The 22,935-nt window shown below is 74.4% G+C and carries 18 protein-coding genes and 1 pseudogene; 12 read left to right on the top strand and 7 right to left on the bottom strand.

Annotation, left to right across the window (positions count from 1 at the left end):
* Positions 1-37 precede the first annotated feature (37 nt).
* Complete coding sequence (locus ACWEQL_RS25835; protein ID WP_452152694.1) at positions 38-199, top strand: hypothetical protein; 162 nt, start codon at positions 38-40, stop codon at positions 197-199.
* A 52-nt stretch (positions 200-251) separates the two neighbouring features.
* Here ACWEQL_RS25835 and ACWEQL_RS25830 read toward each other — a convergent pair whose 3' ends face one another.
* On the bottom strand, positions 252-869 hold the full coding sequence (locus ACWEQL_RS25830) for an SCO2400 family protein (protein WP_452152693.1): 618 nt from the start codon (positions 867-869) through the stop codon (positions 252-254).
* Between the two features lie 621 nt (positions 870-1,490).
* Here ACWEQL_RS25830 and ACWEQL_RS25825 point away from each other — a divergent pair.
* On the top strand, positions 1,491-2,870 hold the full coding sequence (locus ACWEQL_RS25825; protein WP_452152701.1) for an alpha/beta fold hydrolase: 1,380 nt from the start codon (positions 1,491-1,493) through the stop codon (positions 2,868-2,870).
* Positions 2,867-4,459 carry an alpha/beta fold hydrolase gene (locus ACWEQL_RS25820; protein WP_452152692.1) on the top strand — a complete coding sequence of 531 codons (1,593 nt, stop codon included), beginning with the start codon at positions 2,867-2,869 and terminating at the stop codon, positions 4,457-4,459. Before ACWEQL_RS25825 ends, ACWEQL_RS25820 begins: the two co-directional genes overlap by 4 nt.
* Positions 4,460-4,613: 154 nt before the next feature.
* Here the strand turns inward: ACWEQL_RS25820 and ACWEQL_RS25815 are convergent, their stop codons facing one another.
* Entirely contained in the window at positions 4,614-5,297 is a 684-nt protein-coding gene (locus ACWEQL_RS25815) for a maleylpyruvate isomerase N-terminal domain-containing protein (RefSeq protein ID WP_452152691.1), read from the bottom strand.
* A gap of 218 nt (positions 5,298-5,515) precedes the next feature.
* Here ACWEQL_RS25815 and ACWEQL_RS25810 point away from each other — a divergent pair, with 218 nt between their 5' ends.
* Positions 5,516-6,967 (top strand): amidase, encoded by a 1,452-nt coding sequence (locus ACWEQL_RS25810; protein ID WP_452152690.1) that lies wholly within the window; start codon positions 5,516-5,518, stop codon positions 6,965-6,967.
* A gap of 165 nt (positions 6,968-7,132) precedes the next feature.
* Here ACWEQL_RS25810 and tnpA read toward each other — a convergent pair whose 3' ends face one another.
* Positions 7,133-7,426: an IS200/IS605 family transposase gene (gene tnpA, locus ACWEQL_RS25805; protein ID WP_452152689.1), complete on the bottom strand. Its 294-nt coding sequence runs from the start codon at positions 7,424-7,426 to the stop codon at positions 7,133-7,135.
* A gap of 33 nt (positions 7,427-7,459) precedes the next feature.
* Between tnpA and ACWEQL_RS25800 the strand changes: the two are divergent.
* Positions 7,460-7,801: pseudogene (locus tag ACWEQL_RS25800) on the top strand (zinc ribbon domain-containing protein); the annotation flags it as partial.
* Between the two features lie 13 nt (positions 7,802-7,814).
* Here ACWEQL_RS25800 and ACWEQL_RS25795 read toward each other — a convergent pair.
* Genes ACWEQL_RS25795 through ACWEQL_RS25785 form a run of 3 tightly spaced genes read right to left on the bottom strand, consistent with a single transcriptional unit; the run spans position 7,815 to position 10,374 of the window.
* Positions 7,815-8,693 carry a glycosyltransferase family 2 protein gene (locus ACWEQL_RS25795; RefSeq protein ID WP_452152688.1) on the bottom strand — a complete coding sequence of 293 codons (879 nt, stop codon included), beginning with the start codon at positions 8,691-8,693 and terminating at the stop codon, positions 7,815-7,817.
* Positions 8,690-9,397, bottom strand: a complete 708-nt coding sequence (locus tag ACWEQL_RS25790; RefSeq protein ID WP_452152687.1) for an HAD family hydrolase — start codon at positions 9,395-9,397, stop codon at positions 8,690-8,692. The genes ACWEQL_RS25795 and ACWEQL_RS25790 overlap by 4 nt, the downstream gene beginning before the upstream one ends.
* The gene (locus ACWEQL_RS25785; RefSeq protein ID WP_452152686.1) at positions 9,394-10,374 is read right to left on the bottom strand and encodes a PfkB family carbohydrate kinase; all 981 of its coding nucleotides are present in this window, start codon (positions 10,372-10,374) and stop codon (positions 9,394-9,396) included. Before ACWEQL_RS25785 ends, ACWEQL_RS25790 begins: the two co-directional genes overlap by 4 nt.
* A 244-nt stretch (positions 10,375-10,618) precedes the next feature.
* On the opposite strand from ACWEQL_RS25785, the gene ACWEQL_RS25780 reads away from it, so the two are divergent.
* The 3 genes from ACWEQL_RS25780 to ACWEQL_RS25770 all read left to right on the top strand — a co-directional run bounded on the left by ACWEQL_RS25780 (position 10,619) and on the right by ACWEQL_RS25770 (position 14,811).
* A complete protein-coding gene (locus ACWEQL_RS25780) occupies positions 10,619-12,592 on the top strand; it encodes an aminotransferase class III-fold pyridoxal phosphate-dependent enzyme (RefSeq protein WP_452152685.1) in 1,974 nt (657 codons plus the stop codon).
* Positions 12,589-13,497: an inositol monophosphatase family protein gene (locus ACWEQL_RS25775; protein WP_452152684.1), complete on the top strand. Its 909-nt coding sequence runs from the start codon at positions 12,589-12,591 to the stop codon at positions 13,495-13,497. The genes ACWEQL_RS25780 and ACWEQL_RS25775 overlap by 4 nt, the downstream gene beginning before the upstream one ends.
* A gap of 63 nt (positions 13,498-13,560) precedes the next feature.
* On the top strand, positions 13,561-14,811 hold the full coding sequence (locus tag ACWEQL_RS25770) for a hypothetical protein (protein WP_452152683.1): 1,251 nt from the start codon (positions 13,561-13,563) through the stop codon (positions 14,809-14,811).
* 38 nt (positions 14,812-14,849) lie between these two features.
* Here ACWEQL_RS25770 and ACWEQL_RS25765 read toward each other — a convergent pair whose 3' ends face one another.
* Positions 14,850-15,725, bottom strand: a complete 876-nt coding sequence (locus ACWEQL_RS25765; protein ID WP_452152682.1) for an SDR family oxidoreductase — start codon at positions 15,723-15,725, stop codon at positions 14,850-14,852.
* Positions 15,726-15,772: 47 nt separating this feature from the next.
* Between ACWEQL_RS25765 and ACWEQL_RS25760 the strand changes: the two genes are divergently transcribed.
* The 4 genes from ACWEQL_RS25760 (at position 15,773) to ACWEQL_RS25745 (ending at position 22,597) form a co-directional block, all read left to right on the top strand.
* Positions 15,773-16,831 carry a zinc-dependent alcohol dehydrogenase gene (locus ACWEQL_RS25760; RefSeq protein ID WP_452152681.1) on the top strand — a complete coding sequence of 353 codons (1,059 nt, stop codon included), beginning with the start codon at positions 15,773-15,775 and terminating at the stop codon, positions 16,829-16,831.
* Positions 16,828-18,957 carry a beta-galactosidase gene (locus ACWEQL_RS25755; RefSeq protein WP_452152680.1) on the top strand — a complete coding sequence of 710 codons (2,130 nt, stop codon included), beginning with the start codon at positions 16,828-16,830 and terminating at the stop codon, positions 18,955-18,957. The genes ACWEQL_RS25760 and ACWEQL_RS25755 overlap by 4 nt, the downstream gene beginning before the upstream one ends.
* Positions 18,954-19,934: an ROK family protein gene (locus ACWEQL_RS25750; RefSeq protein WP_452152679.1), complete on the top strand. Its 981-nt coding sequence runs from the start codon at positions 18,954-18,956 to the stop codon at positions 19,932-19,934. Before ACWEQL_RS25755 ends, ACWEQL_RS25750 begins: the two co-directional genes overlap by 4 nt.
* 71 nt (positions 19,935-20,005) lie before the next feature.
* A complete protein-coding gene (locus ACWEQL_RS25745) occupies positions 20,006-22,597 on the top strand; it encodes a SpoIIE family protein phosphatase (protein ID WP_452152678.1) in 2,592 nt (863 codons plus the stop codon).
* The last annotated feature ends 338 nt before the right edge of the window (positions 22,598-22,935 follow it).

Below are 22,935 nucleotides of genomic sequence, written 5' to 3'. Positions count from 1 at the left end.
TCCGGGGGCCTCGGGGCCGGCGGATTCAATGGTCGGCGTGCTCGCGCTTCCGCACCGCCTGCCCGACATCGCGACGCTTCGCGATCGCTGCCGGGCCTTGGCCGTGCTCGACGCCGTCCTCAGCCCCGATTGGGAGGGCCGGTACCACACCTTCGACTCGCGGTGGGGCGAGGGCGAAGAGATGGCCTCGACGAACTGAGCAACGATCTGGAGGAGATCGGATACCCGCACTGACCCGGCGACGACCGCCCTCAGGTGCACCAGAGCAGGAACTGGGTGCAGGTCGGGGTGGGCTTGGGGGTGGGGGTGGCCGTGGGGCGCGGGGTGGTCGGTTGGGCGGTGGTGGGGGCGGGCTGGGCCGTGGTGGGCGCCGGGGCCGCCTGGTCCGGGGCCTGGGTGGGCGCGGGGGCGGAGGGGGTGCCGCTCCTGGCCGGGGTGGTGGCCGAGGCCGGGGCGGTGGTGGGACGCTGGGTGGCCGACGGACCTGCCGTACCGGGCGTGCTCGGCGCGGCGGTGGGCACGGCCGCGGGCGAGACCGGGCCTGCGGGTGACTCCGTGGTGACGGGGCGGCCGGCACCGGGGTCGGCGGGCGGCGTCTCGGTCCCGTTGGCGGTGAGGGCCGCGACGCCGAGGCTCACCACGGCGAGGCCGACCACGGATCCGATGAGCCTTCCCGGCCGCCGTCCGGCCCGTCGGTCCGCGCGCCGGTCCGAAGACGACGGGGTGGCGGACGGGGCAGCCGGCCGGGGCAGGACCGGGGTCTCCGCCGGCGGGTGGGCCTCGGGGGCCTGGCCGCTGGCCGGGGCGCCGCAGCCGGGGCAGGCGAAGGCGCCGTTCAGGTGGCGGCGGCAAGGTGTGCAGTAGTTCATGTGATCTTCCCGTGCTGCCGGTGACCAGCACTCGCCGGTCGTCGTCCTTCGTGGCCGGCTCCACGCACGTCGTCGTGCGCATGCAAAACCTAGGCAGGCCGGGCGTGGGGGTTCCACACCCGGCTGTGAGGCTTCTGAAAAGATGCCGTGTCGCCCGCAGGCCCCTGGCGTACGGCGGCCTGCTCCAACCGGAGCCCCCGAGTGGTGACCGTCCCCCCGTGAACGCAATCTGGCGCCAGTGCCCGCCCGCGTCCGAGTGAGGCGGGCTTCACCACGTCAGAGGGATGCAAGCGCATGGCGGAGCAGGGCGTCGGCCCGGGTTGTGTGCCGCCCGTTCGCGGGATCGGCAGGTCGGTACGGAGGTGGGCGCAGCACCGGTACGCGCGGGGGCGTTCCCGGGGCGTGCCCACCGGGGCGGCGCTGTTCGCGGGCGCGTTGGCGCTCGTGGCCGCGGCGGGCCCGACGGCCGGCGGTGCCGTGGTACCCCCCGATCGAGGGGGTCCGGTGGCGGGAGGTCAGACGCGGTTCGTGCCGGGTCCCTGTCCGGAGACGCCGGAGCCGGTCCCCGGGCGGTGCGGGTTCCTGGAGGTGCCCGAGAGCCGCGAGCGGGTCGAACACGGCATGCACGACGGGCCCGGCGGGCGGGGCGGACACGGCGTCCGGACGATCCGGCTGGCCGTGGCGATCATCCCGGCCGTGTCGGCGCGGCCGGCCGCGGAACCGGTGGTGTTCATGGAGGGGGGTCCCGGCGGCGACGCGTTCGGTGCCATCCCCTTCCTGATCGATTCCGGCGTGAACCGCGACCGTGAACTGATCGTCGTGGCCCAGCGCGGAACGCTCCATTCGCAACCGAGCCTCGCCTGCCCGGAGATCGACCGTTTCAACGCGGCCGCGGTGGGGCTGCGCTACGACGCGCCGTCGACCGGGCGGCTCCTGGTGCGCGCCACGAAGGAGTGCCGGGACCGGCTGACGGCCGACGGAATCGAGCTGAGCGCCTACAACACCACCGAGAACGCCGCCGACTTCGCCGACCTGCGCAGGGCACTGGGCATCGAGCGGTGGAACGTCTACGGGTACTCGTACGGCACGGACCTGGCCCTCACCTTCCTGCGCCTGCACCCCGAGGGGATCCGCTCGGTGGCGATCGACTCCGTCGTGCCCCCGCAGATCGTGAGCCTGCCGTGGGCCTGGGACAGCGCCCGGGAGGGGATCGGCGAGATCTTCGCGGCGTGCGAGGCCCAGCCGACCTGCAGGAGCCGCTACCCGGACCTCGCGCGCACGCTGACCGAGCAGGTCCGCCGCCTTGAGGCGCGCCCCCTCACGCTGACGGTGCAGCCGCCCGGGGGCGGGAGCCCTGTGACAGTGGTCCTCGACGGGGGTGCGCTGGTGAACGTACTGGTCACCAACGGTGGGGCCATGCCGGCCGTCGACGTCCCCGCGGCGCTCGACGAACTCGCCCACGGGAATCCGGAGCGCTTCGCGCAGGCCCGGGCCGCCGGCGCGACGCCCGTCATCGGCGAGTTCGCCCACGGGCTGACGAACTCGGTGGCCTGCGCCGAGTGGGTGCCGGGCTTCTCGGAGGCCGACCTGCTGGAGGCGGGCCGCCGGGCCTTCCCCGGGTGGCCGGACACGGTCCTGGCCCACGCCCCGCAGCTGCCCTTCGAGCACGACGTGTGCCGCGCCTGGAACGTCCCGGACCGCACCGCCGTCCAGCGGGTGACCACCTCCGGCAAGGTGCCGGCGCTCGTCGTCTCCGGCACCTTCGACGCGAAGACCGGGGCGAGCTGGGGCCCGTACGCGGCGCGGACGCTGTCCCGCTCGACCACCGTGCGGATCCCCGGGATCGGCCACTTCGTGGTGCCCCAGTCGCCCTGCGCCGCGAGCGTCCTGACTTCCTTCCTCGCGCACCCGGCCGCGCCCGACACCGCCTGTGTGGCGGGGCTGGCGCCGAAGCCGTTCACCATCACCCCCGAGATCACCCCTGAGCCGGAGCGAGCATGATGTCCGTCCGTCCACCCCACCGCCGCCACCCCGTACGGCGCCTGCGGACCGCCCTGGCCGGAGCCACGGCGGGTGTCCTCCTGGCCGGCCTCGCCGCGCTGCCCGCCCGGGCCGAGGACGGTGCCGGGGAGCCGCTCGGCACGGTCGCCCGGACGGCGGGCCACGCCCGCTTCGTCCCGGGCCCCTGCCCGAGGACGGCGGACCCGACCCCCGCCCTGGAGACGGCCCGCTGCGGCACGCTCACCGTGCCGGAGAACCGCTCCCGGCCCGGGGGGCCGAAGATCACCCTCGCCGTCGCGATCGTCCCGGCGACCCAGAAGCGGGCGGCACCCGACCCGATCGTGTGGTTCGCCGGCGGGCCGGGCGACGACGCCAACTCCGAGATCCAGATGGCCGTCGCCGGGGGCCTCAACCGCGACCGGGACGTGATCTTCATGTCCCAGCGCGGAACCTACTCCGCCGACCCGGCCCTCACCTGCCCCAACATCGACCGGTTCAACGCCGACTCCCTCGGCCTCGTCCACGGCGCGCCCTCCACCGGACGCCTGCACGTCCAGGCCACCCGCGTCTGCCACGACCGGCTGGCGGGCCTCGGGGCCGACCTCGGCGCGTACGACAGCACCGAGAGCGCCACCGACTACGCCGACCTGCGCCTCGCGCTGGGCCTGCGGCAGTGGAACGTCTTCGGTATCTCGTACGGCACCGACTTGGCGCTCATCTACATGCGCCAGCACCCGGAGGGCATCCGGTCGGTCGGCATCGACGGCGTCCTGCCGCCCTCCCTGGCGGGGGGAGCCGTGACCTGGAAGGCCGCGCGCGAGGGCTTCGACGGCCTGTTCAAGGCCTGCGCGGACGACGCCGCCTGCAACACCCGCTACCCGAACCTGTCGGCCACCTTCGAACGCCTCGTCCGTGAACTGGAGGCCGACCCCGTCACCACCACCGTCACCGTGCCGGACCACCCGGCGCCGGTGGACGTCGTCCTGGACGGCGGGACCCTGGTGAACTGGCTGACCTTCGCCAGCCACCTGGCGGCCGGGGTGCCCCGCTCCATCGACGAGCTGGCCCACGGCAACCCCCAGCGGATCGCCGAGCAGCTGGCAGGGGGCAAGCTCAGCCCGCAGGCCATCGGCAGGCTCTCCCACGGGCTCGCCTACGGCGTCTTCTGCAGCGAGTGGACACCGTTCGAGAGCCAGGAGGACGTCATCCGGGCCGGCCGGCGGCTGTTCCCGTCGTTCCCCCGCTCGGTGCTGGCCAACGCCCCGCTGCTCCCCTTCCTCCAGGACGACTGCCGGGCCTGGAACGTCCCTGCGGCGGACCGCTCCATCCGGGCCGTGACGCGCAGCGACATCCCGACCCTCGTCCTGTCCGGCGGGTTCGACTCCCAGACCGCGCCGAGCAACGGCGAGTACGCGGCCCGCACACTGAGCCGATCCACCGCGGTGACGATCCCGTACGTCGCCCATGTGGTCTTCGCCGACTCGCAGTGCGCCCAGTCGATCACCCGCTCGTTCTTCGACACCCCCACCGCACCGAGGACCGGATGCCTCGCGGGGCTCCGGCCGCCCGTCTTCGAGATCGGAGCGTGAGGCCGAGCTCCTCCGCACGGCTCCCGATCAGCACGCAGGCCCGTACCCGGCCACCCGGCCGGGTACGGGCCCCGCGTCATGGCCGGCCGCGCTCCGCCCGGACGGTCACCGTCGGGACGTGCCGTCGGCCACGGCTCCGCCTGCCGGTACGGGATCAGCCGAGCGCGAGCCACCGGATACCGAGGTCCTCGACCCGCGCGGCGTCCACGGCGTCGAGCGGCTCCCGCCCCGTGGCCCTGCGCAGGAAGCCCGGCCGGTCCCAGCCGAGCGAACGCACCGCCGCCGTGTGGTCCGGGCCGAGCAGCAGCTCCAGCACCGCGTCCCCGGCCTGCGGGGTCAGCCAGGGCTCGCGCCCCAGCGCGTCGGCCAGGTCCAGGCCGTGGACGGAGAGCTCGACCACCCGCGTGAGCAGGAACTCCGACAGGAGCATCGCGTCCCCGTGGCGGGTGCGGACCACACGCCCGTCGGGTTCGGCCCGGCACAGCCGGTGCACCTGCTGCCAGGTGGCGGCGAAGTCCCCGGCGAGTCCGGCGCCTTGGGCCCGATCGGCGGCGTGGTCCTGGGCCAGGGCGATCCGCGCGGCGTTCGTCTCCGGCGCGAAGCGCTCATCGGGTCGGTAGTACTCCACCGCGGACACCTCCGCGCGGACCGGCGCCGGCGCGGCCAGCATGCCCGGCAACCAGGCGATCACCACCCGGACGTGCGCCGACAGGTCACGCACGCGCCAGGGTTCACACCGTGTCGGGAGATCCCACTCGGCCTCCGAGAGCCCCGCAACCGCCCGGGCGAGTTCACCGGCTTCGAGACGAAACGCTTCAAGCACCCGGCCTTGGTCCATGTCGATCAAGCTATCAGCCCGACCCCGCGGGGCGGGGGCCTCCTCCCGGAGGTCTCCGAACTCCCGGGCGCCGACACCGATCCCGCCGCGCGTCGCCATTGCCGGCGGTCGGGCGAACCGTCTGTGGCCGGGGCGGAACACGATGAGCATCAAGACACTTTCCCGTTGTGCGAAATGACATTTCGTGGCCTCTTCCAGAGGTCGGTACGGTCGGATTCATGGAATGGAATTATCAGACGGCCGAAGAACTCACGGCTGCTCTGCGAGCCGGTGACGTGACCTCCGCGGAGCTGACCGACGAGGCGATCGCCCGCATCGAGCGGGACGACAGGACGATCAACGCGATCTGTGTGCCGGACTTCGAGCGTGCCCGGGCCGCCGCGCGCGATGCCGACCGGGCGCGCGCCCGGGGTGAGGACCGGCCGCTGCTCGGCGTTCCGGTGACGGTCAAGGAGTCCTACGACATCGCCGGGCTGCCCACGACCTGGGGCATTCCGCAGCACCGGGACTTCCTGCCGACCGAGGACGCGGTACAGGTGTCGCGCCTCAAGGCCGCGGGCGCGGTGGTGCTCGGCAAGACCAATGTGCCCCGGGGGCTGCAGGACATCCAGAGCTTCAACGAGATCTACGGCACCACCAACAACCCGTGGGACCAAGACCGCGCCTCGGGTGGATCCTCCGGCGGATCGGCGGCGGCCCTGGCGGCCGGCTTCGGCGCGCTGTCCATCGGATCCGACCTCGCCGGCTCGTTGCGCACCCCCGCGCATTTCTGCGGCGTGTACGCACACAAGCCGACGCTCGGGCTGGCGGCGACCCGCGGAATGGTCCCGCCGACCGCTCCGGCCTTGCCGGTCGAGCCCGACCTCGCCGTCGTCGGTCCGATGGCCCGCTCCGCCCGCGACCTCTCGCTCCTGCTCGACGTCATGGCCGGGCCGGACCCGCTGACGCTCGGGGTGGCGTACGGGCTGACGCTGCCGCCCGCCCGCCACGAGCGGCTCGGCGACTTCCGGGTCCTGGTCCTCGACGAGCATCCGCTCATCCCGACCGGATCCGCCGTGCGGGCGGGCCTGGAGCGGGTGGCCGACGCGCTCGTCGACGGCGGCGCCCGCGTCGAACGGCACAGTCCGCTGCTGCCCGATCTCACCGAAGCCGCGACGCTCTACACGCGGTTCCTGTTCTCCGGCTCCGTAGCACACTTCCCCGTCGAGGCGCACGAGGAACTGCAGGCCCGCGCCGCCGGACTGAGCCCGGACGACCGGAGCCTCGACGCGGCGCGGCTCCGTGGCATGGTGCTCAGCCACCGCGACTGGATCGAGGCGAACGGCCTCCGCGAACTCCACCGCCACGCCTGGCGGCGGTTCTTCGCCGAGTTCGACGCCGTGGTGTGTCCCATCACGCCCACTCCCGCCTTCCCGCACGACCACAGCCCCGATCCGAGGGAACGCCGGATCGACATCGACGGCGTCGAGTACCCGTACTTCGACCAGCTCGTCTGGGCCGGTCTGGCGACCTTGCCCGGCCTGCCCGCCACCGCCGTGCCTGCGGGCCGCTCCCCCGAAGGCCTGCCGGTGGGGGTGCAGCTCATCGGCCCCATGTTCGAGGACCGCACTCCACTGCGGCTGGCCGAACTGCTGGAGCGGAGCATCGGCGGCTTCCGGGCACCGGCGTAGGGCCTACGACCGGGCCACGAGCGGCCACCGGCGGCACGGCCCGGCGCTACCAGGACTCATCGCAGTGCACTGGGCTTCAGCCCGGTGGTGAAGCGATTGCGAGTCCTGCTCCGACGCCGGCGGTGGGCACCCTCCCGCACTGTGGACGCCACCCACCGTAGGCGTTCAGGCCGGGCGGTTCTGCTGCTCGATGTACCGGCGGACCACCGACAGGGGTGCGCCGCCGACGGAGCCGGCGACGTACGGGCCGGACCGGTGACGCTGCGCCCGCCGGTGGTGCCTGACCGGGGCGGGGAACTCCTGGCGCATGCGGCGGGAGTTGGCGCGCTTGAGGCTGTTGACGAGCTTGGACGGGGTGACCTTGGGCGGGAAGTGCACGAGCGGGTGGACGTGGTCGTTCCCGCCGTCGAACTCGGCCGGCTCGACCTCGAAGTCCGCGCAGACGCTCCGCGTGATCACTTCGAGCCGGGTCAGGTGGCGGTCGGCGAACACGCCGGCTGGTCGCAGTTCGTCAACATGCTGGAATACAAGGCCACACGGTACGGGCGCACCCTCATCCGGATCGGCCGCTTCGAGCCCACCAGCCAGGTGTGCTCACAGTGCGGCGTCAAGGACGGTCCCAAGCCCCTCGACGTCCGCGTATGGACGTGCGGGAGCGTCCTCGACCGGGACGTCAACGCGGCGCTCAACGTCGCCAAGGCCGCCGGACTGGCGGTGTCGGCCTGTGGAGCGCAGGTAAGACGGGCATGCGTGCCCGCACAGCGCGGCGAAGCAGGAACCCACCCGAAGCCCTCACCCCTCCGGTGGGAACAGGCGGGAATCCCCAGCCTCTAGGCCAGGGAGGATGTCAAAGGTAGCACCGCCGGTTCCGTACGCTCCCCACCACCCGGCCGGCTCGCAGGGCGAGTTGGGCCAGCAGGGCGGCGCGTCCGTCCGCCGGGCCGAGGAGGTCGGGGGTGCGGCGCAGCATCCGGTACCAGGCGCGGGCGGCGTCGCGCGGGCGGGAGGGGGGCATGCCGTGGAGGGCGAAGTCGCGGTAGAGCTTGGGATGGGAGCGGCCGTAGCGGTAGAGCTGGCGGGTGATGGCCCGGGGGTCGTCACGGAGGCGGTAGTGCACGACCGCCTCGGGCGCGAACGCCAGCCGGTAGCCGGCGAGTTGGGCGCGCCAGAAGAACTCGACGTCGTCGCTGCCGTAGCGGTAGCTCTCGTCGAAGCCGCCGAGCCGGGTCCACACCTCCTTGCGGAAGCCGCAGTTGGCCCCGCCGGGGTACGGCAGGAAGCCGAAGGTGTCGAGCAGCGCGTCGACGGGCTTCGGTGGGCGCGCCGCCAGGGCCGGGCGGGCGTTGAGCAGTCGGCGCTCCAGGGAGCCGCCGGCGGCGGGGCTGGTCCGCAGGGCGTCGACCAGGCCGGCCATCCAGCCGGGGTCCACCACGTCGTCGGAGTCGCAGCAGAGGATGACCTCGCCCTCCGCCTCCCGGCAGCCGACGTTGCGCGCGCGGTTGACACCGCGCGCCTCGCCGGCGTCGATCACCCTGAGCCGCGGCATCCGCCGCTGCCAGGCGGCCAGCAGCGCGCGGGTGCCGTCGACGGAACCGTTCTCGACGACGATGAGCTCCCACGGGCCGGGATGGCTCTGCCCCTCCAGTGCCTCCAGCTGTGCGGCGATGGTCGGTTCGGCGTTCCGCGCGGGCATCACCACCGAGACCAGGCTCACCTCCGGGCTCATCCGGCGCTCCGCACGGCCGGGTACGGGGAGAGGACGGCGTCGATCACCGCCGCCGTGTCGCGCAGATCGGCCAGCACCACGTCGGCCCCCGCCGCCCGCAGCACCTCCTCACCGCTCGTCCCCGAGGCAACGGCGATCACCCGCGCCCCGCCGGCGCGCCCCGCCCGTACGTCGTGCGGGGTGTCGCCGATCAGGACGATGTCACCGGGGGCGCGGCGGTGCACGGCCGCTGCCCGGCGCCGGGCGACCGCGACGAGTGCGGCACGCCCGCGGGCGTCGTCGCCGTACGCGCCGCACCGGAGGTCCGTGAACTCGGCCAGGCCGAACAGCCGTAGTTTCAGCAGGGCGTTGGCCCGGATGTTCCCGGTCAGCACGGACTGGGTGACCTCGGGCCGCGCTCGCAGGGCCCGCAGGGCGTCGAGGGCACCCGGCAGGACCCGTCCGGCCGTACGGAGCTCGGTGGTCCGCCGTCGCAGCTGGTCGGCCAACTCCGCGGCCACCCGGTGCGGTTCGACCGCGGGGACGCCGTGGCGGGCGAACAGCTCGTCCATGACTGCCGGTTCGGTGCGGCCGTCGGTGGTGACCCGGTGGCAAGCCGGCCGGCCGGTGAGGCGTTCGAACGCGGGTGGGTAGACGGTCCGGCCCACGGCTCCGTCGTCGATCAGCGTGCCGTCGATGTCCCAGAGGAGGAGGATCCGCCTCATACCCGGGCCGCCCGCCGTGCGGAAGGGGATCCGGAGGCCGCGAACGGCCCCCGGAGCGCCGTGCAGGCCGCGCCGTGCCGGGCCGCGAGGTCGAGCGCCTCGGCGGCGGCCGTGCCGGTGGCGAGCGCGTAGGTGAGGACGGCGGCGAAGTTGTCGCCGACGCCGTAGGTGTCCACCAGGGGGCCCGGTGCGCGGGCGGGCCGGTAGCGGCGCGGGGGCCGGCCGTCGTGGGTGAAGACGCCGCCGCGGTGGCCCTCGGTGCTGACGACCAGCTCCGGTGAGCTGCGCAGCAGCGCGGGGTCGCAGCGTTCGGCCGGGTCGCAGCCGCTGCCGACCAGCGCGTCGACCCTGACGCCGGACTCCAGCACGGTGGTGAACTCCCGTGCGGTGACCACGAGGACCCGGGCGCGGCGGACCCGGCGCAGCAGGGCGGCGTCCCCGGCGGTGAAGAACACCGCGTCGTAGGAGGCGAGTTCGTCCCAGTCCAGGGGGTCGGTGGCGGCGGGTTGCAGGCGTTCGCCGAGGGTGACGGTGGTGCGCTCGCCGGTCCGGTCGACCATGGAGACGGCGGCGCGGGTGGGGCCGGTCCGGGTGGCGGCCCGGACGCGGACGCCGCGGTGTTCGAGTTCGACGCGGGAGCGCCGCCCGGCGTGGTCGTCGCCGAGGGCGGTGAAGAAGGTGCACCCGCCGGCGAGTTCGGCCAGTCGGACGGCTGCGACGGCGCCGCCTCCGGCCGGGCCGCGCCAGAGCGGTTGCGCGTGGGTCACCTCACCGGCGGCGGGCACCCGGTCGAGGCCGGCGATGGTCGTCCACTCGACGTGGCCGACGACGGCCACCCGCGGCGCGCGGGGGACCTCCGTACGAGCGGGGCCCGTCCTTTCGGGGGCGCTGCCTGCGGGGGCGCTGCCTCCGGGGTCGCTGTCTCCCGGGCCGCCGCCGAAGGGGCTGACGCCTCCGGGGCTGATGTCTTCGTCCATGACTCTCCGACTCCCCCGCCGGACCTTCGCCGGCACCGCCCCCATCCGACCACCGCCGCCCGGCCCCCGCCGCGCGGGATACTCCGACCGAGGGTACGTTGGCGAACTATGAATGGCGGGGCCACGCGGGCTCCGCCATGATGGACCAATGGCACGAGGACGGCCGGGATGACGGGCCGATGGACGTGCCGGATCCGCGTACCACCCCCAGGCCGTGGCCGTCCGCCACCCGACGGAGGTACACGTGAAGGAAGTTCAGGCAATCCTCTTCGATTTCGACGGGACGCTGTGGGATCCCGAGTCCGAGATATTCCGCGCCCATGCGGAGGTTTTCCTGGACTTCGGCCACGAGCTCCCGGCCGATCTGTGGTCATCGGTCGTCGGCACCATCGGATTCGACCTCTGGACGCACCTCGAACGGCTCTCCGGGCGCACCGTGGACCGCCGGGACGTCCAGGACAGGGTTCACCACCGGCAGCGTGAGCTGCTCGGCGGGCTGTCCAGCCGGCCCGGGGTGCAGGGCGTCCTGCGCGAGCTCGACTCGCTCGGAATCCCCCGCGGGATCGTCAGCAATTCCACCCGGGAATGGATCGGACGATACACCCGGCAATGCGGGATCGCCGACGGGTGGAGTACGGTGCAGTGCGCCGACGGGAACCGCGGCAACGCGAAGCCGGCGCCGGACCTCTATGTCGCCGCGCTCGCCTCGCTGGGAATTCCGGCGGGCCGGGCGGTGGCGTTCGAGGATTCACCGAGCGGCGTCCGCGCGGCGAAACGCGCCGGAATCCGGTGCGTCGCCGTGCCGAACTCGATGACCGCCGCACTCGATCTCCGGGAGGCGGATCTGCGTCTCGAATCCTTCGAGCACGTGGACCTGCCGGGAATCACCGGAATCATCGGAAGGAAACCGATGGAAAGTGTCAGCACCGCGGCTCCCAAGCGGCCGCCCGGGACGGACGCCGCCGGCGTCCTCCAGCACTACTACTACCTGCCGGACGAGCTCCGGGTCGTCGGCGGCGAGGGCGTCTACCTCTACGCCGAGGACGGCCGGCGCTACCTCGACTGCTCTTCGGGCACGTTCAACCTGAGCCTGGGCTACGCCCACCCCGAGATCGTGGCGACGGTGCGCGAGCAGGCCGGCCAACTCATCCACGTCACCTCCAAGTTCCAGACCGGGCCGCTGAACGCGCTGGTGTCGAAGCTGGCCGAGGTGTCGCCGGCGAACCTGACCCGGGTGCACCTGAAGTCGGCGAGCGGCTCGGACGCCAACGAGAGCGCCGTCAAGATCGCCCAGGTGCACACCGGGAACTCGGACGTGGTCACGCTGTTCCGCGGGCACCTGGGCCAGACCCTCGGGATGATCGGCGCCTCCGGTGCCGCGTTCCGCCGTACGCCCTTCCCCTCGCACCTGCCCGGGGTCGTGCACGTCCCCGACCCGCACTGCCTGCGCTGCTTCTACGGGCAGGAGCGGGCCACCTGCGGCCTGCTCTGCGTCGAGCGGATCAACGACTTCATCGACTACGCCAGCACCGGCCGGGTGGCCTGCGTGGTGCTGGAGCCGATCAGCGGCAACGGCGGCAACGTGGTCCCGCCGGACGGCTACCTCCAGGCGCTCAAGGACCTGTGCGAGGAGCGCGGGATCGTGCTGGTCTTCGACGAGATCCAGACCGGCTTCGGGCGCACCGGCCGGATGTTCGCCGCCGACCACTTCGGCGTCGCCCCGCACATGATGACCTTCGGCAAGGGGCTCGGCGGCTCCGGGATGCCCATCGCCGGCATCCTGACCGAGGACCGGCTCGCCGGCGTGGAGGGTCACCACATCAACTCGACCTTCGGCGGCAACGTACTGGCCGCCGCGGCCGCCCTGAAGACGCTGGAGGTCATCGGCCGCCCCGGGTTCCTGGAGAACGTGCGGGACGTCGGCGCGTACGTGCTCGACCGGCTGCGCGACCTGGCCACCAGGGTGCCGTTCGTCCGGGAGGTGCGCGGCGTCGGGCTGATGATCGGCATCGACATCGTGGACGGCGAGGGCCGACCCGACCCGAAGCTCACCAACCACCTCGCCGAACTCGGCATGGAGCACGGGCTGTTGCTGCGCACCTCGCTGTACGGGCACGGCAACGTGCTGAAGGTCCGCCCGGCGCTGATCATGACCCGTCAGGAGGCGGACGAGATGTGCGACCTGCTGGAGCGGCTCTTCCTGGCGGTGTCGTCATGAGGGGCCTGGTCCGGGAGCTGTCCGGACGGATCCGGGCGGCCGTCCGCGACGGTCTGCACGAGGTCGGCAGCCGCTACGTGCAGGGCACGGCGAAGGGCGGGGACGCCGAGTTCCCCGTGGACGTCCTGGCCGAGCGTGCCGCCTGGGCGTACCTCCGGGAGCGCGGCGAGCCCGTCGCCGTCTACACCGAGAGCGAGGGGCTGCGCACGATCGGCCGCGACCCCGGGTACGTCCTGATCATCGACCCGATCGACGGCACCCGGGGCGCCGCCGCCGACCTGGAGATGGCCTGCGTGTCCATCGCCGCGGCCCCCTTCGGCGAGGAGCCCCGGATCGGGGACATCCGGTACGCGATGCTCCAGGAGATCAAGTCCGGGAACTGGCTCTACGCCGACGCCGACGGCGACGGCATCGAGTCCGGCGGCTACCCGGCGCCCGTCCCCGGGCTGTCCGCCACCGTCGACCCCTCGCGGATGTTCTGGTCACTGGAGTTCAACGGCCACCCCGCGGAGCTGATGACCGACGCCTACGGCCACCTGATCGACGCCTCGGCCAACACCGGCGGCGTGTACGTGTTCAACAGCGCGTCCTTCTCCATCTCCCGGATCATCACCGGCCAGATGGACGCCTACGTCGACATCGGCAACCGGCTGCTGCGCGACCGCCCCGAGACCGAGGAGGCGTTCCGCCGGGTCGGCCACGGCAGCATCCTGCACCTGTTCCCGTACGACATCGCGGCCTCCGTCTTCCTCGCGGAGCGGGCCGGGGTCACCATCACCGACGCGTACGGCAAGCCGCTGCACGACACCCTGCTGCTCGACATCGGCCCGCTCAACCAGCGCTCGTGCATCGCCGCCTGCACCCCGCAGCTGCACGCCGCGCTGATCGACTCGATCCGCTGGTAGACGCCGGTGGACGACGGTGACCGGCGGCCGGGCGGTGGCGGTGACAAGAAGGAGGAGGTAGCGGTGCGGCACATCACGGTCACGTCCCCCCGCCCGCCCGGCGGGTGGACCGACGCGACGGCCCTGGCGGCCGTCCGCGACGCCCTCGGCCTGACGGTCGGGCACGAGATCCTGGACGGCGGCTCCCCGGCCCGGGTGCACCGGGCGACCGGCCCGGCCGGGGAGGAGCTGGCGGTCAAGGTCCTGGTGCCCGCGGCGGGCGCCGTGGACGGCCACGACCTGGTGTCCTTCCGCGGCAAGCTGCGCCAGATCGAGCACCTGCGCCGCCGGGCACCGCGGCTGGCGGCGCACTACCTGCCGGTCCGGCACGTCCTCGACGGTGACGGGTGGTCGGCCTGCACCACGCCGTTCTACGACTCGGTGGACCTGGCGGCGCCGCTGCGGCGCTCACCGCGGGACACCGGGGAGTTCTTCGGCCGGTACACGGCGCTGACCCGGGCCCTGGTCCTGGACGGGTACGCCGTGCAGTCCCACCCCGCACCGCCCGGGTACGTGGCGCGGACCGTCGTCGGCCGGTTCCTGCGACGGCTGCCCGCGCTCGGCGCGGCGCTGCCCGCCGACCTGATGGCCGCCGAGCGCGTCACCGTCAACGGCGTGCCGTGCGCGGCCCCGCAGCTCGTGCTGGAACGGCTGGCCGGGCGGCTCGCCCCGCTGGCGCCGCCCAGACTGATGGCCCCCGCGCACGGGGACGCCAACACCCGCAACGTGCTGCTGGCGGCCCGGCCCGGCGCCGCGCCCGAGGACTTCCGGATCATCGACCCGCGCGGCTCCACCGAGCCCTGGGACCCGGTGTACGACCTGGCGAAGACGCTCTTCAGCCTCAGCGTCTGGGATCCCGCGCTCCGGCTGGGCTTCGCGGTGCGCGGCTCGGCGCGGACCGGCTACGAGGTGGGGTTCCGGCAGCCGTCCTTCCCCGGCTACCGCGCGGCGATCCACCGGTTCCTGCCGCACCTGGCGGCGCACGAGGGCCTGGCGGAGCTGTTCCGCGACGATCCGCACTGGCTGCGGCGGCTCCTGCTGACCCACGACCTGCACGTCCTGTCGGAGGCGCCGTGCCGGCTCTCGGACCGCAAGCCCAAGCCCGACCTGCGGGGACGCGACTCCTCGCCCGTGGAGCTCGCGCTCGGCCACTACCTGCTCGGCACGCTGCTGATCAACGACCTCGCCGGGCAGCTCGACCGCACCCGGGAGGTGGACGCCACGAGCCACCTGGCGCTGGTGACCGACCGCCTACCGGGCGGGGTGGCCCCATGACCCGCCCGGGTCCGGGCCGTCGGCAGGCCCGCCCGCGTTCAGCCCGCCGGCAGGCCCACGAGGTGGCCGAGCGCCTCGTCCAGGCCGGGGCCCAGCAGGTCGTGCCGGGTGCTGCGCAGCACCAGCCGCCGCGGCCGGCACGCGGAGCCGGCCTCCGGCCCGTGGGCGGCCACCACCCGGGTGGGCAGGCCCAGCGCCCGCTGCACCCCGGACATCAGCGCGAACCGGGTGACCACGTCGGCGCCGCCGTAGTGCACGACGCCCGTGCGGTCCCAGAGCCGGGACAGCGCCGGGCCGAGGCCGGGCAGGTAGACGGGGGCGCAGACCAGATCGGTCCGCGCGGTGGTCACCGGCCGGGCGAACCGCGCCAGGAAGCCGTTCGCCCAGGGACCGCGCCCGAAGACCAGCGGGATCCGTACGACCAGGTGCCCGCCCTCGGCGAGCAGCAGCTCCTCGGCGGCCACCTTGGTCCGCCCGTACGCGTTGACGGGCGAGGTCGGGTCCTCCTCGGTGTACCGGTCGCGGGTGCCGTCGAAGACGTTGTCGCTGGACAGCAGGAGCAGCTTCGTGCCCGGGCCCCGGACGGCGTCCAGCAGGACCTCCACGGGACGCACGTTGAGGCGGTGGGCCAGCGCCGGATCGGCCTCGGCGGCCTCCAGCGGGACGAGGCCGGCCGCGTGGATCACCAGGTCGAAGCCGCCGGCCGCCAGGGAGGCCAGTCGCCGTTCGTCGCACAGGTCCGCGTGGACCAGGCCCTCGGCGGGCCGGGTGGCGAAGGTACCGACGACCTCGTGCCGGTGCGCCAGGGAGGACCAGAGGCCGCCGCCCACGAACCCCGACGCGCCGAGCAGCAGGATCCTCAGCCGCGGGCCCGAGGGGGATGCGCCGGCGTCCGACCATGGATGCATGACCATACCGGGCACTTTATGACAATACTGGAGACATCCGGCGGGAGGTCACGATGAAGGCCGTCGTGTTCGAGGAGGTCGGCCGGGCCGGTCTCCATGATCGGGGGCGCCCCTCCTTCGAGGCCGGCGAGGTCCTGGTCGAGGTGGCGGCCACCGGTGTCTGCGGCACCGACCGGGCGATCCTGCTGGGCGAGTTCCCGGCGCGGCGCGGGGTGGTGCTCGGGCACGAGGCGGTCGGCGAGGTGGCCGCGGTCGGGCCCGGCGTCCGGCTGGTGGCGCCGGGCGACCGGGTGGTGATCAACCCGACGTACTTCTGCGGCCGTTGCCGCCCCTGCCGGCGGGGGATGCCCGCCCACTGCGAGGCCAAGGACGGCCGCGAGGTCGGTGTCGACCGGGACGGGGCGATGGCCGAACTCGCCGTCGTCCCCGAGGGGTTCGTCCACCGGCTGCCCGCCTCGGTGCCGTACCGGCGCGGGGCGCTGGTGGAGCCGCTCGCCTGCGTGCTGAACAACCTGAGGGCGGCCCGGCCGCGCTGGGACGACCAGGTGCTGGTGCTCGGCGGCGGCCCCATCGGCGCGCTGTGCGCGCTCGTCCTGGCCTCGCGCGGCGCCAGGACGGCACTGGCCGAGCGCGATCCGGGACGGGCCGACATCGCCCGCGGCCTGCTGCCCGCGGCGGTACGCGTCCTGGCCCCGGAGGAGGCCGCCGGGCAGGAGTTCGACGTGGTCGTCGACACCACGGGGTCGGCACCGAACGGCCTGCTCGGCGCGGCGGCCCCCGGCGGCACGGTCGTGGTGATGGGCGAGCGGGAGGCCGCCGTCGCCACCGTCCCGCTGAGAGCGCTGGTGACCAGGGGGATCCGGCTGGTGGGCGCCGGGCCGTACCGGCCCTCGGACTTCGAGCTGGCGGTGGACCTCGCCCGGGACCTGCCGCTCGAACAGCTGGTCACCCATGTGCTGCCGCTCGACCGGTACGCCGAGGCCCTGGCCCTGCTGGCCGTGCCGCCGAACGGCAACGGCAACGGCAACGGCACCGGCACCGGCACCAACGGCAGCACCGGTACCGGGTACGGCGCGATGAAGGTCCTGCTCCTCCCGGGCGGGGACGCATGAACACCCGACGCGACGGCGCCGGCCCGTCCTTCGAGGACGGGATGCTCCGGCTGGACGGCCGCCCCCGGTTCCTCATCACCGGCGAGTACCCCTACTACCGTGACCCGCACCGGAGTTGGGCCGCCAAGCTGGCCGCCATGCGCGAGGCCGGCATCGAGGTGGTGACCTGCTACGTCCCCTGGCGGCACCACGAGATCACCCACGACGGGCACCGCCTGCTCCGCTTCGACGGCGACGGCAACCGGAACCTGGCCGCCTTCCTGGAGCTCATCGCGGCGGCCGGCCTGCTCGCCCTGCCGAAACCGGGCCCCTTCGTCCACGCCGAACTCCCCTTCGGCGGGCTGCCCGACCGGCTCAGCCCCACCCTGGACCCCGACCGGCACCCCGCCCGGTCCGCCGACGGACGGCCACTGCCCTACCAGCGGTTCACCCTGCCGTCGGCCCTCGACCCCGGCTTCCTGGCGGACGCGACCGGCTGGCTCCACGCCGTCGGCCGGTTCCTGCGGCCGTACCTGCACCCGCGGGGGCCGGTCATCGCCGTCCAGATCGGCAACGAGGGGCACTACGGCGAGACCGCCCTGCCGATCGACGCACTCGACTACTCACCGCCGGGCACCGAGGCCTTCGCCCGCTTCACGCCCGGTGTGAAAGCGCCCACCCTGCCCTCGACGGGGAGGAACGACCAGCACACGATGGTCGGTTGGGGCCGCTGGTCGGCCGAGACGCTCGCCGGCGGGATGGCGGGCCTGGCCGGGGCACTCGGGCCCGACCTCCCCGTCCTCACCACCTACTCCCCGCCGGCCAGGGCCGACCGCGACCCCGGCCGGGCGGCCGGACGGTACGACGCCTGGCTGACCAGGAACCGGGTCGGCGCGCCCACCGCGCTGCCCCGCGCCTACACCAGCTGGACCGGCGACGTCGTGACGGACGACGAGGCGCTGCTCAACTACGTCCTGGCGGCCAAGGGCGGCCGGGGCCCCAACATCGAGGAGAACTGGGGACTCGCCTGGGCCGGCCCCGGCTGCGCCCACCCGGTGGGGCCGGTCCACCACAGCCTGCTCGGCGTGGCGTGCGGGGCGACCGGCGTCAACGTCTACCCGGCCTGCGCCACCTCGGGCTGGGGCGACCACCTCACGGTCGACCCCTCCTGGCCCGCCGACCCGGCCGCGGACCCCGCGCAGTTCGCACCGCCGTACGGCGACGCCGCACCGATCCTGGCCGACGCCCGGCCCGGACCGGCCTTCGCCGCCCTCCAGGTGCTCACCCACTTCCTCGCCGGCCAGCAGGAGTCACTGGCCCTCTCCCGCCCGGAGCCCGGGGTGCGCTGGGGCGTCCATCCGCCGTACGCGGCGATCGGCGCCTGGTCCTGGACGGGCCACCGGCGGGCCGTCCCCCCGGCCGAGCGGACCCTGGCGCCCTTCGTCGCCCACTGCCTGCGGCGCAACCTGCCGTTCCGGCTGGAGGAACTGACCGGCCGCACCGCACCCGACCCCGGCGCCGGGCCCCTGGTCACGGTGGTGGCCCCCTTCATGGAGCGGGCCCTGCAACGGCGGCTCGCCCGGTTCGCCGAGCTGGGCGGCCGGCTCCTGCTGCTCGGCGAGCTCCCCCGCCTCGACGAAGACCTGCGCCCCTGCAGCGAGTTGGCCGAGGCGGCAGCACGGTCCGGGGTGCGGACGGTGGCCCTCGACGCGGAGCCCGTGGGAGCGGCCGTCGAGACCTGGCTGGCCGACGGCCCCGGCGTACGGCCGCGGGCCCGACCGGGAGCGTGGCTCGAACTGCGCCGGACCACCGGGGATCCCGAGGACGTGCTCGTCCTCCTCTTCAACCGCACGGACGGCCCCCTCCCGGCGCGCACCCGGTGCGGGACGCACGAGATCGCCGTCGACCTGGTCGAGGGCGGCTGCGCCGCCGTCCGGGTCACGCGCGGACGGCTGGGGGCCTGCTACGTGAAGGGGCTCAACGAGCGGACCGGCGCGGGCGTACCCGTCCGGGTCCGGGTCGGACCCGACCTGCTGCGCACCGACCGGCCGTGCGACCTGTCCGCCGTCCGCGGGCCGGACGGCTTCGACACCCGCACCGCCGCGCCGCACGGCGAGGCCCGCGTACACCTCCCGGAGGCGCCGTGACCGCCGTCATCCAGGCCGAGGCCATCGGCGTCGACGTGGGCGCCACGAAGATCGCCGCGGTCCGGCTGAGCGCCGACGGCACGGTGACGGCACGGGCCCGCCTCGCCACCGCGCGCCGTACGGCGGAGGAGCTCGTCGCCGCCGTCGTCGACCTCGTCGACCGGCTGCGCGGCGAACGGGTGGTCGCGGTCGGCGTCGGACTGCCGGGCATGGTCGACGCCCGCACCGGGGCCCTGGCCTTCGCACCCGGCCTGGACTTCGCGCGGGCCCCGCTCCGGGCGCTGATCGCGGACGCGGTGGGCCTGCCCGTGGTCACCGACAACGACGCGAACGCCGCCGCGTGGGCCGAGTACCGCCTCGGGGCGGGGCGCGGCCACGACCACCTGGTGCTGGTGACCCTGGGCACGGGCCTGGGGTGCGGCGTGGTCGTAGCCGGCCGTCCGCTGCGCGGCGCGCACGGCTTCGCGGCCGAGGCCAGCCACCTCACGGTCGAGCCCGACGGCCCGCCGTGCGAGTGCGGCGAGTACGGGTGCTGGGGCGTCGCGGCCTCCGGCGCCACCATCGCGGGCCTCGGCCGGCAGGCCGTGGCCGCCCACCCGGCCTCACCGCTGGCCCGCCTGCTCGACGAGGGCTCCGCCGACGTGGGCGAGGCGGTCACCGAGGCCGCCCTCGGCGGGGACGGCCGGGCGCTGGAGATCCTCGATCACGTGGGCGCGCTCACCGGCGTCGGGCTGGCGGCCCTGGCCAACCTGTTCGACCCCTCCGTCATGATCGTCGGAGGCGGGCCGATCCTGGCGGGAGAGCTGCTGCTCACCCCCGCCCGCGCCTCCTTCGCCCGCCGCCTCTACTCCCCCGGCGACCGCCCGCCCGTCCCCCTGCTGCCCGCCCGCTTCGCCAACGACGCCGGCGCGATCGGCGCCGCGCTCCTGGCGCTCGACGAGCTCCCGGACACCGACGGACACCGGGCGCGGTCGTAGGAAACACCGGACCCCGGGCCGCCACCCCGCCGGGGTTGACAGCGGCGCCGGTCGGACGTAGATCGGAAGGCATGAGTCGGCACGAGCCGGTGGAGCGGACGCAACCGCATCTCGGAGACCGGGCGGCCCACCCGAACGCGGGCGCCACGGCGACTCCCGGCCGCCCCGGACACGCGGCCGGGGAGCCTGCGGGCGACCACCGGGAAGCCGAGGACCGGTCGGCCCACGGTCTGCGGGAGGAGTGCGAGGACGCCCTGGTGACCGCCGTGGTCAAGGCCGTCGGGGAGGCCGACGCCCACGCCGGCAGCATCTTCCTCCGCTCCCGGGACGGCAGCGCGATCGTGCTGGCCGCGGCCTGCGGCACCCCGCCCTCCCTGCTCGGCGGCTGGCGGCTCATCCCCGTCAACAGCCCCATCCCGGTGGCCGTGGCCTACCGTTCGGGCCGGACCGTCCACCTCGCCGACCCCGACGAGACGGTACGCCGCTACCCCCAGCTCGCGGTGGCCCTGCCGTACGCGTTCGGCTCGGCGTCGGTGCCGATCAGGGCCGGGCAGGAGAGCCTGGGCGCGCTCGCGGTGGTGTGGACGGCGTCCGGCCACCCGGGGCTGTCCAGGACGCGGCTCCGCCACCTGCGGACCATCGCCAACCGGCTCGGCGCCGCGCTCGCCGACCTCCGCGCCCGCGGCGGCGCCCTCGAATGCGACGCCAACACCGTCCCGCTCCAGGTCCCGGCACCCGACGCCCCCGCCGTACGGGTCGGCCTGTTCGACTGGCGGCTCGACACCGGAGCCGTGGTCGCCGACGACGAGCTGTGCGCGATCTTCGGCCTCACCCGCGACACCTTCGACGGCCGGGCCGACACCCTGGCCGCCCGGCTCCACCCCGGCGACCGGCTCTCGCTCCGGGCCGCGGCCCGCGCGGCCATCACGGACGGCCGGGTGCTCGCCCGGCGGCTGCGCGTGCTCACCGCCGACGGGCACCGCACCGTCGAACTCTGGGGCCGCGTACCCGAGGCGCCCGGCGAGGAGGTCCGCAGCCACCTGGTCGGCAGCGTGCTCGACGCCGGCGCGGGCGCGGCGGCCGTCTCCGCGGTCGAACGGCTGCGGGACGGACTCTTCTCGCTCACCCCGGACGGGCAGGTCACCTACACCAACCACAGCCTGGAGGACCTGCTCGGCGTACCCGGCCACGAACTGCTCGGCCACTGCCTCTGGGACGTCGTCCCCTGGCTCTCCGACCCCGACTGCGAGGACCGGCACCGGGCCGCGATGGTCTCGCAGCAACCCCACACCTTCCTGGTCCGCCGCCCGCCGAACCTGTGGCTGGCCTTCTCCCTCCACCCGGACGCGAACGGCGTGACCGGCCGGGTGGTGCCCTTCGACCCCGAGCACGCCACCTCCGACCACCCGACGGCCCCGCCGGAACCCGTCCTCACCGAACCGCAGCGGACCGAGCCGGCGCGCCTGGGCGCGATCTACCGCATGATGCAGCTCGGCAGCGCGCTCACCGAGGCGGTCACCATGGACGAGGTCTGCGCGGTCGTCGCCGACCAGCTCCTGCCGGCCTTCGGCGGACAACGGCTGGCCGTCTACACCATCGAGGACGGCCGGCTGCACCTGCTCTTCCACACCGGCGACCCCGACCGCCTCCCGCACTGGCTGGAGGGCAACCCGCTCGGCACCCCGCCGCCCGGGACGGACGCGCCGCCCTCCGGGGTGTCCCTGTTCATCGAGGCCCGGGGGGATCCCGACGACACCCGTCCGGACCGCTCCGTCGACGGCATCGGGGCCTGGGCGTACCTGCCGCTCATCGCCGCCAGCCGTCCCGTCGGCGCCTGCCTGCTCGGCTTCGACGACCTCCGCCACCTCACCCCCAAGGACCGAGGCCTCCTCACCGCGCTCAGCGGCCTGATCGCCCAGGCCCTCGAACGCGCCCGCCTCTACGACGCCAAGTCCGCCCTCGCCCACGGCCTGCAGAACGCCCTCCTCCCGCACCGCCTGCCCGTCCTCCCGGGCATCCGCACCACCGGCCGGTACCTGGCCGGCACCAGCGGGATGGACATCGGCGGCGACTGGTACGACGTGATCCCCACCGAGGGCGGCGTGGCCCTCGTGGTCGGCGACGTCGAGGGCCACAACATCGCGGCGGCCGGCACCATGGGCCAACTGCGCAGCGCCGTACGGGCCTTCGCCACGGCCGGCCACTCGCCCGGTGCCGTCCTGGCCGGGACCAACCGGATCCTGTTCGACCTCGACCCCGGGCTGCTCGCCAGCTGCTGCTACATCCGCGTCGACCCCGGGACCGACCGCGCCTACGCCGTCCGCGCCGGGCACTGCCCGCCCCTGCTGCGCCGCCCCGACGGCAGCACCGACGTCCTGGAGCTGGAGGGCGGACCGCTCCTCGGCGCCCTCGGCGACAGCACGTACCCGGAGACCCGGCTGGACCTCCCCCGCGGCTCGGTCCTCGCCCTGTACACCGACGGCCTCATCGAGGAACGCGGCAGCGACATCGATCTGGGCATCGACGAGCTGCGGGCCACCCTGGCCCACGCCCGCGCGGGCGACCTGGAGGAGCTCGCCGACCACCTGCTGCGCAAGGCCAGCCGCTCCCCGCACCGCTCGGACGACATCGCCCTCCTGCTCACCGACTACCGCTCCGGGTAGGCCGGTTCGGCCACGGAGCGTGCCCGGGCGACTTGCTCGGGGTGACGGCTGTGGTGCGGGCCACCCGGGGTCTTCCGGCGTCCGGTGATTTCGCGACGGGCGGCCCATCGGAGGTGACGCGCTGTCGACCGTGTGCGCGGCCTCACAGGGGTGATGGTGTGGCCCGGGCCACTTCCCCGCCCTGTTCGATCTTGCAAATCGGGGCATTTGCCTTCAAATCATCCCATTTCCTTGATCCTTACAGCCGGTAACAGCACCCTGAGCTGCCCGAACCTCCGAATCCTTGAAACCGGCCCCGAGGCCCCCGTAACTTCGAACCCGTTGCACCGAGCAAGCCG

This window comes from Kitasatospora sp. NPDC004240, assembly GCF_053603215.1.
The sequence above is the reverse complement of the archived record's forward strand: the minus strand, read 5'-3'. Positions and strand labels throughout refer to the sequence as shown.

What these genes read in the sequence shown, in the direction of transcription:
- ACWEQL_RS25820 (WP_452152692.1), top strand. Translation starts at nt 2,867, where the DNA reads ATGATGTCCGTCCGTCCACCCCACCGCCGCCACCCCGTACGGCGCCTG.
- ACWEQL_RS25815 (WP_452152691.1), bottom strand. Translation starts at nt 5,297, where the DNA reads ATGGACCAAGGCCGGGTGCTTGAAGCGTTTCGTCTCGAAGCCGGTGAA.
- ACWEQL_RS25790 (WP_452152687.1), bottom strand. Translation starts at nt 9,397, where the DNA reads ATGAGGCGGATCCTCCTCCTCTGGGACATCGACGGCACGCTGATCGAC.
- ACWEQL_RS25765 (WP_452152682.1), bottom strand. Translation starts at nt 15,725, where the DNA reads ATGGTCATGCATCCATGGTCGGACGCCGGCGCATCCCCCTCGGGCCCG.
- ACWEQL_RS25755 (WP_452152680.1), top strand. Translation starts at nt 16,828, where the DNA reads ATGAACACCCGACGCGACGGCGCCGGCCCGTCCTTCGAGGACGGGATG.
- ACWEQL_RS25795 (WP_452152688.1), bottom strand. Translation starts at nt 8,693, where the DNA reads ATGAGCCCGGAGGTGAGCCTGGTCTCGGTGGTGATGCCCGCGCGGAAC.
- ACWEQL_RS25760 (WP_452152681.1), top strand. Translation starts at nt 15,773, where the DNA reads ATGAAGGCCGTCGTGTTCGAGGAGGTCGGCCGGGCCGGTCTCCATGAT.
- ACWEQL_RS25825 (WP_452152701.1), top strand. Translation starts at nt 1,491, where the DNA reads ATGCACGACGGGCCCGGCGGGCGGGGCGGACACGGCGTCCGGACGATC.
- ACWEQL_RS25810 (WP_452152690.1), top strand. Translation starts at nt 5,516, where the DNA reads ATGGAATGGAATTATCAGACGGCCGAAGAACTCACGGCTGCTCTGCGA.
- ACWEQL_RS25745 (WP_452152678.1), top strand. Translation starts at nt 20,006, where the DNA reads ATGAGTCGGCACGAGCCGGTGGAGCGGACGCAACCGCATCTCGGAGAC.
- ACWEQL_RS25775 (WP_452152684.1), top strand. Translation starts at nt 12,589, where the DNA reads ATGAGGGGCCTGGTCCGGGAGCTGTCCGGACGGATCCGGGCGGCCGTC.
- ACWEQL_RS25830 (WP_452152693.1), bottom strand. Translation starts at nt 869, where the DNA reads ATGAACTACTGCACACCTTGCCGCCGCCACCTGAACGGCGCCTTCGCC.
- ACWEQL_RS25785 (WP_452152686.1), bottom strand. Translation starts at nt 10,374, where the DNA reads ATGGACGAAGACATCAGCCCCGGAGGCGTCAGCCCCTTCGGCGGCGGC.